10 protein-coding genes are annotated in these 12,041 nt (G+C 36.9%); 3 read left to right on the plus strand and 7 right to left on the minus strand.

What is annotated here, in order from left to right; all coding sequences use genetic code 11:
• The first annotated feature begins 106 nt into the window (after positions 1-106).
• The 3 genes from DESME_RS02370 to DESME_RS02375 all read left to right on the plus strand — a co-directional run bounded on the left by DESME_RS02370 (position 107) and on the right by DESME_RS02375 (position 3,164).
• The gene (locus tag DESME_RS02370) at positions 107-604 is read left to right on the plus strand and encodes an HTH domain-containing protein (RefSeq protein WP_006717301.1); all 498 of its coding nucleotides are present in this window, start codon (positions 107-109) and stop codon (positions 602-604) included.
• Positions 605-693: 89 nt separating this feature from the next.
• Positions 694-894: a hypothetical protein gene (locus DESME_RS16010; RefSeq protein ID WP_167998811.1), complete on the plus strand. Its 201-nt coding sequence runs from the start codon at positions 694-696 to the stop codon at positions 892-894.
• A 314-nt stretch (positions 895-1,208) separates the two neighbouring features.
• Complete coding sequence (locus DESME_RS02375; RefSeq protein WP_006717302.1) at positions 1,209-3,164, plus strand: DUF262 domain-containing protein; 1,956 nt, start codon at positions 1,209-1,211, stop codon at positions 3,162-3,164.
• 103 nt (positions 3,165-3,267) lie between these two features.
• Here DESME_RS02375 and DESME_RS02380 read toward each other — a convergent pair whose 3' ends face one another.
• The 7 genes from DESME_RS02380 to DESME_RS02415 all read right to left on the minus strand — a co-directional run bounded on the left by DESME_RS02380 (position 3,268) and on the right by DESME_RS02415 (position 11,807).
• Positions 3,268-4,407: a cysteine desulfurase family protein gene (locus tag DESME_RS02380; protein ID WP_006717304.1), complete on the minus strand. Its 1,140-nt coding sequence runs from the start codon at positions 4,405-4,407 to the stop codon at positions 3,268-3,270.
• A 1-nt stretch (position 4,408) separates the two neighbouring features.
• Complete coding sequence (gene dndE, locus DESME_RS02385; RefSeq protein WP_006717306.1) at positions 4,409-4,801, minus strand: DNA sulfur modification protein DndE; 393 nt, start codon at positions 4,799-4,801, stop codon at positions 4,409-4,411.
• Positions 4,798-6,741: a DNA sulfur modification protein DndD gene (gene dndD, locus DESME_RS02390; protein WP_006717307.1), complete on the minus strand. Its 1,944-nt coding sequence runs from the start codon at positions 6,739-6,741 to the stop codon at positions 4,798-4,800. Before dndD ends, dndE begins: the two co-directional genes overlap by 4 nt.
• Positions 6,742-6,745: 4 nt before the next feature.
• Positions 6,746-8,245: a DNA phosphorothioation system sulfurtransferase DndC gene (gene dndC / locus DESME_RS02395; protein WP_006717309.1), complete on the minus strand. Its 1,500-nt coding sequence runs from the start codon at positions 8,243-8,245 to the stop codon at positions 6,746-6,748.
• Positions 8,242-9,297: a DNA sulfur modification protein DndB gene (dndB, locus tag DESME_RS02400; RefSeq protein WP_006717311.1), complete on the minus strand. Its 1,056-nt coding sequence runs from the start codon at positions 9,295-9,297 to the stop codon at positions 8,242-8,244. Before dndB ends, dndC begins: the two co-directional genes overlap by 4 nt.
• Positions 9,298-10,312: 1,015 nt before the next feature.
• Complete coding sequence (locus tag DESME_RS02410; RefSeq protein WP_006717314.1) at positions 10,313-10,987, minus strand: methyltransferase family protein; 675 nt, start codon at positions 10,985-10,987, stop codon at positions 10,313-10,315.
• Positions 10,971-11,807: a MerR family transcriptional regulator gene (locus DESME_RS02415; protein ID WP_006717315.1), complete on the minus strand. Its 837-nt coding sequence runs from the start codon at positions 11,805-11,807 to the stop codon at positions 10,971-10,973. Before DESME_RS02415 ends, DESME_RS02410 begins: the two co-directional genes overlap by 17 nt.
• Positions 11,808-12,041 lie beyond the last annotated feature (234 nt).

Consider the following 12,041-nt stretch of genomic DNA (forward strand, 5'->3'; position numbering starts at 1 on the left):
ATAGGAAAGGAATACTTTGAAGTCACTTATGACAGATGTGTTAGTCATGTAATTAACGGGGATATGAATGAGAATGATTTTGCTAGGAAAAGTAGGTGAGTACTAAATGGAAAATTATACTCTCAAATTTCCTGAGCAAATTATTAAAGAATGTGGAAGACCAATGACAACCTCTGAAATTTGGCAGTATGGTGTCGAACGTGGTTATGAAAAGACTGGGGGCTTTGTTGGAAAGTCTCCTTGGGTAAGTATTGGAAGAAAGCTCATAATTGATATCAAAGATAATCCTAAAAGTAAATTTACGGTCAATGAGCAAGTTCGGCCCAAAGAGTTTTCACTTAAAATTATAGTTGCTTCAAATCTTCAACCAATAAAAAATAAGGCCAAAAATGAACTGGAAAAGTTCGACGAAAAAGACTTTCATAGACATATAACGTATTTTTCCTATACATACCTAAGTAGGGTTTATACTAGAACCATTAATCATCTGAGCTCTGGGAAAAAAGACCGTTTCAGAGAATGGATACATCCAGACCTTGTCGGCGTATCTTTTCCTATTGGATTATGGGACAAAGAATTAATTGAGTTATCAAATGAAAACTAACCTTTAAAGCTTTACTCTTTTGAATTAAAAAGGAAACTTACTTCATCAAACCTCAGAGAATATTTCTTCCAAGCCGTTTCCAATTCATTATGGGCTTAAGAAGGGTATTTGCGACTGCTTTTTTAGAAAAAGATGATGATTTACTCCAAGAACTGAAACGGTTATCAAACTCTTTTGGAATTGGTATTATTAGATTTGACATTACTAATCTTGATGATTCTGAATCATTATTCCTGCAAAACAAAAAGAAACATTGGACTGGGAAACTATCAATAAGTTGTGTAATGTAAATCCAGATTTTAAAGAATTTATAAAAGTGTAAAAGAGTGTTAACTGCTTACAAGCGCAGAACCTGAAATAAGACAAACATACAAATCATCATTTGCAATTTTGTGAGAATAATTCTGGTTTTATGCTAAGAACCCCGTGAACAGATTTATGATTCAATTTAGTTTATTAGGGTGCGTAAATATTACGAGTCTAAACCATAGTCAGTAAAGATAAAGGCGAGATAATACGGCAAATATTTTTGAAACCATATAATATAATATGTAAAAAACATCAGAAGTCAAAAAAGTGACGATTAATGAGGTGTGCACTAACTATGCCAGAATTAGAATTACTTGGCATTATAGCTCCCTTAAGGAAGTTATTGTCGAATACGAATGAAACAATTAATGTTCATGTTGATGGATCTATGCAAGATATATTATCTTTACGGGAAAATCGTGAGTATATAATTCCCGATTTTCAGCGTGAAATTAGATGGGAAAAAGAGAACTTGTCACAGTTGGTTGACGATATAAAATCTGGACCCAAATATCTTGGTAACATTATTCTTACTCAAAAGTTAAATGAAAACAAGTTCCTAATCATAGACGGACAACAGCGAATAACAGTATTAACATTGATACTTTCTTGTTTGAATTATTTCCACAACGGACAAATAGATACAATTTCTCCCTGTAAACTGAGCATTGAGAGTTTTCTGGGGTTTGAGGCTATTCTAGAAGGAAACTTCCCTGACAAAGATAGCTTAGCTGCGGAAATAGTGCAGTCAGATAAATTACATCAAATTGATAAATACTACGAATTATGGAGTCAAATTAAAGTTTTAGATTGTATAGCTAATGGACATGCCGCAAAGGATTTTATACGCAATTTAGGAAAAAGTGACGTGAACATCATTCTAAACAGATCAGACGACGCGAGAGATGGCATTCGCTATTTCATTGATGTAAACTTAAAGGGCAAGCAATTAGATACTGAGGATATATTCAAAGGGTATCTTTTTCGAAATGATCACAATGAAGACATTAGAAATGAGTGGTATAAATTTAAAACTAATGTATGTCGGATTGAAGCCACGAAAAAAATGGACTACCCGTTGTTAAAATTATTAGAACACTATTTCTACTGTGATCTTTATACTAATTCAAAATTCAGAGGACTAGAATTCGGTGAAGATTTCTTATTAAAAAATGAATTTAAGACCCATGAAGATTTCCCTGTAAAGTTTAGAGGACAAACACATCTTATTGAAGTAATAAATGATAATGCCTATATGCTTAGTTCTTTACAAAAACTCAATAACGTCATTGAGATCATGTTGAATGTAGTTGAAAATGATTCAATTAACGCTACATTTACTGCTTTGTTCAGATGCATTTCACCGGACCGCATTGACACTAATGAGTTAAAAATCATACACAATTTTATGGGGAAAGTTCTTAAAGACAATAAAGTTCTTCCTAAAGCTTTAGTAATGAAGTATATCCTTACAGTTCTACATAATCATGAAAATAAAGCAAAAGAAGAATTCAGAAAAATATATGGCACGTATCTTCTGTCAGTATTATTTATAATTTTTGAGAACAAGAAAAGTAAAGATGTTTTTATAGGTGTTTTAAAAGCATCCAACGATAATTGGTATGCAGAAATCATTACCCAGATTAAATCTTATTTCGAACCCAATAAAATAACTGACAGTAAGATTTTGGCACAGTATAAACTCGGGACAAATGAAGATGTAGAAGATTACAAGTTTAGATGTAAATCGCTGGCCACTATTTATAATTTCTTCAAAATTGAAAATGAAAAAGTTATAATATCCGAAAGTTTAGAGAGTGTCAAACGTTTCCTTGGGGATCAATTTACAACTGAACATTTTATAATAAGTGATAATCAACAAAGAAGGATGAAGGTCATCTGTGGCGAGCATGAACATAGGTACGAACATTCAAAAGAGTTTTTCAGTAAATATGTAAATAATCTTTTCAATTTTATTTTTATAAGCAGAGAATTAAATGAATCTCTATCAAATTATTGGCTTCCTCAAAAAATGTATTTAATTAATAATCCGGATATCTTAGAATGCAATTATTCTAAAATGGTTTTAGGTGAACTATTGGAGATAAGCGATAGCATGCAAGACGATGTAGCTGCCGGTAATTTCAAGGATAAATTGGATCTGTTCTTTAGCAGAGATTTTAAAGAGAAATATATAACTTATGCTCGTAATGTGCTTAGTAAGGTCATAGAAAAAATTAAAAGTGAATAAAAGATAATAAAGTAAGTGCCAATAAGTCATATTAGGATTGCACTTAATATAAATATTCCCATGTGGGCTCGAAAGGGATTGGAGTTTATTCCAATCCCTTTCGTTAAACGAGTTCCTTTATTGTACCCATAATTTTTTGAAATGCGGATATGTCAAATCTGCCTTTACCCCAACTAATTCGTATTGCGCTTTCAATACACTCGTCTGAGAGTCCCATGGCGGTGAGAACGTGGCTATGACTATAGTCGTGAGAAGTGCAGGCAGAGCCGTTCGATATACTGCAATATTGTTTTGTAGCAAGCATAAGGGCCTCTGAATCAACGCCGAGGAAACTGATGTTTAGTGTATTAGGCATACTATGTTGAGGATCTCCATTGATCTCAAATTCCACACCCGAGGAAGTTATGGCATCCATAATCTGCTTTTTAGTTGTACGATAGACTTCCAAATTCATAGCCTTTTCCTGTTCGGCAATTTCACATGCTTTACCTAGCCCTAAGATCAGGGCTACAGGCAGCGTTCCTGGCCGGAGGCCACTTTCGTGGTCTCCACCAAACATGATTGGCTTAATTGGGGGTTTTTTGTACTTTTTTGTGCGCAAGACCAAAGCTCCAATACCCTGTGGTCCGTACATTTTATGAGCGGTTAGGGAAAGTAGGTCATATTTTAGAAGCTTGAGCTCATCTACTAATTTCCCACAACTTTGAGCAGCATCGATGTGAAAATAGGTTTCTGTATCACAAAGTGCTTGCCCAATCTCCTGAACCGGCTGGATAATTCCAGTTTCATTATTGGCATGCATCACACTTACAAGCAAAGTATCGGATCGGACTTTACTCAAAAGCTCTTGGGCATCTATCCTTCCACTTTCGTCCGGTGAGATAAAATCTACTTCAAATCCTTGCTCTTTAAGAATCTTGAACGGTTTTAAAATGGCTTTGTGCTCAATAGCTGTGGTAATAATATGTTTTTTGTTCGTATTAATCCCATGTTCAGCAAGACCGAGAACAGCAAGATTATCGCTTTCGGTGGCTCCGCTTGTGAATATCACTTCATTCTTAGCAATTCCCAGAAGCGAAGCAACTTGTTCGCGAGCTTTTTCTACTTGCTTGTGGGCATTAGTGCCGTAATCATGGGTGCGGCTATCTGGATTACCATAGAAGCATTTATAGGCATTGGTCATGGTATCTAATACACGAACATCTACTGGAGTTGAAGCATTATAGTCAAGGTATAGGCTCATTTCAAACCTCCTGGCTTTTCTTTAAAGCAAGGTTTACTAAGTCATCAATAGATTTTATAACATTGGTACCTGACAAATATGCAATCCCGCGGTTTAAATGCAATTTGAAGTACTTTGCTAATGTTTCTTCGTCAGTGGGCAGACCGTCTTTGATACACCAGGCTAAGATCAATGCATTGTATATCTCATGGTTTTCTCCGGCAAATGTATGCCAAGACATTTCCACATTACTATCGGCCGGAAAATCAAGATCAGTAGGTATGGTTTCTTCGCTTAGAGAAAAGCACAATGCCCAGCGACAAAGAACATTCCAGTTTTTTATGCCAGTTTTTCCTTTGAGGCGGGATAGTTTGTCCTTAGATTGATTAGACAACTTAATTTGCTTAACAATCACTTTACCGCACCTCCAAAGTAACCATTTTCTATCAAGGTCTGTTGTGTTTCATCATTGTATTTCAAAGTGAATTCTCGTCCAACATATGGGCGTAACATGTCATAATATTTCCCGCTGATTTCTGAATCTGTTGAAAGAAGAATCGTCTGGTCACTGGCTTCAGGAAGATAGTTTGTAATTAAGGACTCTCGATGAGCACTATCCAAACGAGCGAGTGGAGTATCAATAATAATAGGAAGTTGCTTTTTCGAACAGATGCCTAGAGCCCAAAGCATGGCAATCATCAAAAGTTGTTTTTCTCCAGCAGAAAAAGTAGACCTATTTATCTGTTCTCCATTTTGATTTAAGTAAATAAATTTAAGTGTCTTAGGTTCAATTTGAATATCGCTAATTAGGTTTTGTTTTGAAACAATTTTTTTGAAGCATTGTGTCATGGTTTCGGCTAAAAACCTTGTCTTTGATAGCTGTAAATGGATCTTATACTCCTCAAGTACCTTCAAGGCTCTTCCCGAATAGGTTATGATTCTTCTTGCTTCGTCGATACTTTCCAAATTGGCAACAGCCTTCTCGATAACCTTAAGCTGCTCACGTCTCATGTCATCGTATTGAGCATTTTTAGCATTGTAATCTTCCTGAGCAATGCGAAATTTTTCCTTAATAGTAGCCAATTTTGCTGTCAATTCCAAGATGGTTTTGTATTGAATACCGGTTGAAGTTTCATCGATATCGATTGACAAATAATTTTCCACTTCAGCTAATTGTTTAAGCAAATCCTGTCGTTGGTCCAAAACCTGCAAGACGTCATTTTTCTGACGCCTGGGCAAGGAATCACAAAGCATTTTTAATTGGATATGTCCTGCCTCTGATAAATTGTAAACCGTTTGTACATCCATCGATATGCTATTAATAAAGTGCATGAATTCATCAAAGTCAAGCCTTTTATCCTTTGTTTTATCGAACCTCTCAAAGAGAATTGGTAATTGGGCAATAGCAGCTTTGATTCCTCTTTGTTCACGCTCCTGATTAGAGACGTCAAGAATTTGGTTTAAGAGTGGAAGCATCATTAAAAGTGGGAGATCTTCAGAAACTATGTTAATAAGTTGCTCATTCAGCTTTTCTAGAGACACTTCTAAGGTGTTTTTCTTATTCATTAGATCATTTCGGTTGGAAACTAAATGGCCACCCATGGTCATAAAGTCGTTTTCTGCTTTTTCAAGTTTTTGCGCAAGATTGATTTCTTCAATTTTTAAGTGGCCTAGGGTTTCGGCAGCTGCTTTTGCAAGTAAATCTATATTCTTTATTTTTTCATCATAAAGACCAATTTCTTTTGCGTCATCATCTGACTTAATTGCCTTTTTCTTATTGGTAATGATACGTTGGATATCTGATATAGCTTGATCAATCACATCGATTCCAAGTAAGGTTTTAATTGATTTCAAGAGAAATGTATGGTCATCCGAAACCGCCAACTCAGATATTTTTTCGCCATCAAAGAAAAAAAGTGGGGCGATTGCACTTGGAAGCATTTCTTCGATAAACATATTCCAGTTTTCTGAAAGAACTTGATCGTATCTGTCATCTTTATATACGCTTGTTTTAAGAATGGTATTTGCAGAGTGCAGAGACCATTCCCTTTTAACATTATAATTGTTATTATCTTCACCCGAGGATAATTCAAACAGCAGTTCGATAGATGACGTGTTTGTCCCATCAGCTTTATTTACAAGTTTCTTTAAATAGTTGGGAAATGATGTCTTGCTTTCTGCAAAGGCAAAGGACCGCCTTCCATAAAGAGCTAGAAGGATTGCTTCCAAAATGGTAGTTTTGCCGCGCCCATTCATTCCACCAATAAGAATAATTTGTTTTTCGGTAACAAAATCAAATAGATTAGTGTTTGCATAGATTCCGAAATTGTGGAGGGTCAGGCGTTTAATCTTCATTATATTAATTATCCTCCACTTTGTAAAAATTTAATTGTTCTTCTTCAGATTCAGCATTTTTGTCATAGAAAGCGCCCATGTTTTTTTTGCGCTGAACTTTAGCCACTGTAAAGGCTTTAGCGTCTTCTTCATCGCGAAAAAATCCACGCTTGATTTGGGCTTCAATATCCCCTAAAATACCTTTTCGTTGCTTTATGTCGGAAGACTTTTGTTCGATATCAACGATGCGAGCTGTCATTTCAAAGAGAAGCTTTTCATCCGGATATAAAGCATGACAAACATCAGCAAGAATTTCCCACTCTGCTTTTCCATAAGAAGTTTCTAGGTGGTGGAGGAAAATTACAAAATCTCTTCCAGTAACCTCCTTATAGATATCAGGAAGGGAATCGTCAAACTCATGCTTCTCGTCAAGCCAAATCTGCCTTATAATATTTAGTTCTTCTAAGGTTATTAGCTCAAGATTTCTAAATTCTTCTGGTCCGTTCTGGTTGATTTCGGTTTGGATCGTGAGCAATTTTTTGAGCCAGCCTTCACGTACCGATTTTATATATGGACCGTGAACAAGGCGTCCTTTGAACATATGCGTATTACCTGTCATTCTTCTAAAGTCTCGCCTCGATCTATCGGCTTCAGCATCCCCGATTTCATTTCTGAATTCCAGTAAAGGTGTCATCCATTCTTTTTCGCTGTCATTCATGATCATGGCCGCCATTGACTTATCCTGTTCTACCAGAGTACAAACCCAGCATCCAAAACGACTTTTGCCACAACTGGGGGTATCTGAATTAATAATTAAAGGACACTCACCATCTTCTGTAGCACCTCGATACATTGTTAGTAAATCTTTATTGGAATGACCCCAAGGATTTTTATATTGCATTAAGAACGTCCAGACATCATCATTTGTCCAGTTTTCAAGTGGTGAAAAAACTAGCTCATTTTGCATTGTTTCATTAGGACTTAAAAAGTCACGGACTCGGAGATTTTCATAATGTTGCATTGTTCGAGCACGATTGGCACTCTCGGCCTTTCTTGTACCTAATAGAAGAATAACTTCTCCATATGAAGATACTATGTTTTGAACGAAAGTATTTGCCGGTTTAATTTTTAAGCGATCAGTGCACCATCTAAAGTTGGTGTGAGGGAAGGGGTACCCCCGTCCTAAAAGATTCACCCAAAAAGTGTCATTGTAATCAGGAATTAACCTATGGGGAATAATTGGCATATCCAATGCTTTAGCCCTATTTTTCATTCGTTCTAATGAAATTTCCACCCATTTAGCAACAACAGGAGACTCTACCAAGGTATCAGTGCAAATCACATGTACGGCTTTTCTTTTGCGCAATTCTAGTGGTAATTCCGATAAAGCTAACCATACCAATTGCAGGGTAGCGGTGCTATCCTTTCCTCCAGAATAACCAACTACCCATGGGATATCATCTTCTAGATACAAATTTTTGATGATTTCATACAACTCTTTAATATTTTGTTTTGTTATGCTCATATAGTTACCGTTCCTGACATATTTTCTAATCTAGCTTTTTCAATCAAGTATTCAGTAAAAGCTTTCTGGTTATTACGCGAACAAGATATGCGTCCATTCACCATCACAAGTCCTTGTAGTTCCTTACTATTTTTAGACCAGTTTATGTTCTGTAAAAAAGTTAGTTTGTCATTCCAGTTGTCAGAGGCGTTCCGTTCATTATTCAGAGCATTTCCTAAACCGCCAAGTGCTCGAAGAGTAATAGCGTGGGCACATATATAATCTCTTCGAAATTCAACCGGAGAGATGGTTTTGCTTTTTACACTGACCCAGGGAAGCATATTATGCGAAACTGCGTCCCAGAACGAGACAATGGTTTTCTTGGTTTCATCATCGTTTATCGGAGCTCCTTTAATGAGGTCTCTCGACGCGTGAAAAATAGCACTTAAGGTAAACAGAGCTTTGGAACGATTGGAAATAGTTGATTTTTCATTTTCTACATTACCAAAAAACATAGGTATTTCGTTAATGCATTCTTTGATCAAGACAGAAAATTCATCTCTGTTGTCATATAAAATGTTTAGGGACATTGTGGGGCGCGCTGCATATCGGTTTAGGTCGGTAAACATCTGTTGAGATCGCTTTAGCCCCAAATCGTAGTAAAGAACAATAGAAATATCCTCGTGTCTCAATTCTGGACACTCTTGTAGCGCTGCCTCAATGGCTGCTCTGCGATGCTGACCATCGTTTATAATGATACGTGAATTCATAGCTATTTTCAAATAACCAGAAGAGCTATTTTTATTGGCAACAAACTCTAAATCTCCGTCAATTGATGCGGTAAGTGCAGAAAAGACATAACAATTCTTATTACTCAGTATGTACTCTTTCATTTCTGGAATACGTTGTTTGTTCAAAATCCTTTGTGCCCTCATGTCGGGAGACAACGAACTATCATTATAGCTAAACAGTTTTGTAACTATGTCTAAGGGACACATCACAGAGTAATAAGGCATTCCAGCCTGAATACCTTTTACGGCCGGAAGCTCAAAAAAAGAGTCTTGTTTTCTCACAATGACCTCCAATTAGAAGTGTGCTTTATTTACTTTGGAAATATAATATTATACTATGGAAGTATTATAAATCAACTTCCAAACGTGTTCAATCTATTTCGGTAATTTTGATGCGGATGGGCTAAAAATGAATGAGTTTGCTAAGAGTTTCCTGATTTCCTTGTGCGAATAAAAGAATATTGCGGTTTACTAGAGGTTCATCTGCGTATTCGAGTATTAAGGAATAAAAGGTAATGGATGTTTTTAGCCCTGAGGAGGCTCCCGTTTTAAGTCGGTCTGAACTACGGACGGTTTGATCCTGTGAATATCAACCACTTTTATATTATTATTTACACTCCATGATGCCGGCTAAATCCTGAAACGTAATGTTTGTATTTGCGCTAGCCTTTTTTCTCTATAAGGTCCTTTACATGGATATATAATGGTTCAGCAGCTGTCAGGGACTTTTAACTCTTCACAAATTAAGGGAAAGGATTTTCTGGATTTTGATAGAGCTCAGTTAGAGATACTTTTTACTTATAAGAAAGCATCTGTTAACTCAATTTCATATCATATCTCGAAGAGGTTGGATTGCGGCATAGCCATGGCTCACCTAGAAATCGGTGCGGCCCATGAAGGAGCGACGTGTCAATGGGAACTTCTCACAGGATTAGAGGTGGCTCGGTTCAAACCGGTGTGATTGATTGTCTATCATCGGGTTATATATTTACATAAGCTTTGCAAGAAGTTAGGGGAGCTGAGCTAAAGTGGCTGAGAGGGAAATGAGTTTCCGACCCACTGACCTGAACTAGGTAATGCTAACGGAAGGAATAAATTGTGTGATTCGTAGGCAATTAAAAAAATAACGTGCTGTATTATTCAATTGTACTTAAGTGAATATGCAGCACGTTGTTTTCTATTTATAATATTTCTTTTCAAAGCTATTTGGGCTCAATTAAAATCAGGAATTAGGCAATTCAGAACTAAGGTAAAAAATAAGATAATGATATTTAACTATAAGTGGTGCTTTTGAATATCACCAAATTAACGGAATCAAATGATAACGTGTCTTTAAACAATAGTGTTTGTATCCTGGCAGGTCTCGTAAAAGAGTTTCCTCTTCGATTTTTATCCTAATTACAGTCCATGGTATAGTGAGAAGAAAAGGTATTATCGCCCAATACGAACCAAGGGCCAGAGGGGTAAACAGTGACATTATTAACATCCCTAGGTACATCGGATGGCGAACTATGGCGTAGAGGCCGGTTGTTATAACCTGCTGTTCTTTTTCAACCTGGATGACAGTTGAAGCATAACTATTTTGCTTAAAAACAAGGATAATAAAGATATAACCTAAGAAAACAACAGCATTCGCTGCAATTACAAGCAAAACAGGCACAGCTGACCAATGAAATCGAAAATCAAGACCGGGAATTAAGTAGCCTAGCATAAATAAGTTAAAAAAGGCGGGAGGTTTTCGCGTATTTTCCTGGTCTTTAACCTTCATTCGTCTCGATAAAAGGTCGGGATCCTTTTTCAAAAAGTAAGCCGTAATAAAAAGCGTAAGGGCAGAGATACCTATCCAAAAAATCCATGCCTGCCAAAACCTTAACGAACCTGCCGGAAAAAATAAAACGAGACCCATCACGATCATAATAATTGCGGGTATACGATAAGCTTTTGACGCAGACAGATTAGTCTTTCTTTCCATCGAAACCACTCCTTTCCTTGAGATATTGTTCAACAAGGCGCTTATGTTTCATTCGGGCTGGTGAGAGAACTCCTGCAACCATTCCATCATATAAGTTTTCCATAGCTTTGCTCAGTGACGGATTAACCCCCTCGAACAAAGGTATACTCTTCATGATTTCAGCAGAGTCCTTGGCCAGAGCTTCGACCTCCGGATCATCTGCAGACAGCTGATCCAGCTTGGTCAAACGCTTCGCACTATCCAAAGCCATTTGGTACTTTTCAGGATGATCTTTAAAGTATTCGGCCAATGACAGAAACGTTTCCCGATGATCCTGGCCCCACTGAAAATCATCTAAGATGCCAAATAATTTTTGCTGCTGAGCATATATTTCCGGGCTGGTTTGAATATATTTATCAATCTGCTCATGCCCAAGGATCTCTTTGACCCTTTGGAAAGAAGGAGATTCGAAGGTGTTTTCATCCAGAAATACCGCGTCTTCTGCATCTTCATCTAGCAATTTCTCAATCTTCGCCACTCGTTCTTCAAGAGTCGTTATCTCGTTTAGAAGCTCAGTTCTTAAAGACTGTAATACTTCCCGCATGGTTTTTAAATTGTGCATCTTTCCTAGTATTTCCTTGATGCGTTTTAAGTCCAGTCCCAGGGATTTTAATCGTTTGATTGACTGCATACGTGTTAGTTCAGCTGGTCCGTACAAACGGTATCCCCCCGAAGAACGCTCTGGCTCCTGTAGTAAACCGATCTTGTGGTAATACATAATTGTTTTTAATGTGCTTCCGGTTAATTTGGCAAAATCACTGATTCTTATCCTATTCTCCACCCTAACCCTCCTCCATGATCAGTATAAACCCTACCCCAAGGGTTGGGTCAAGTAAGCAAAGTACCACTTTATGTAAGGTATGGTCATTGCTTCATGAATGTCTTAGAATAAGGATAAAAGGGAACCCTTGGAACTGTGAGCGTGGTTAATAAAGGTTAGATATGAGTAATTGGAGGTTAAATTTTAATGAATATTAAAGGATACTTAAATGGAGTAAAGTGTTCATTTGCGTCC

The organism is Desulfitobacterium metallireducens DSM 15288, assembly GCF_000231405.2.
Lineage (GTDB): Bacteria > Bacillota > Desulfitobacteriia > Desulfitobacteriales > Desulfitobacteriaceae > Desulfitobacterium_A > Desulfitobacterium_A metallireducens.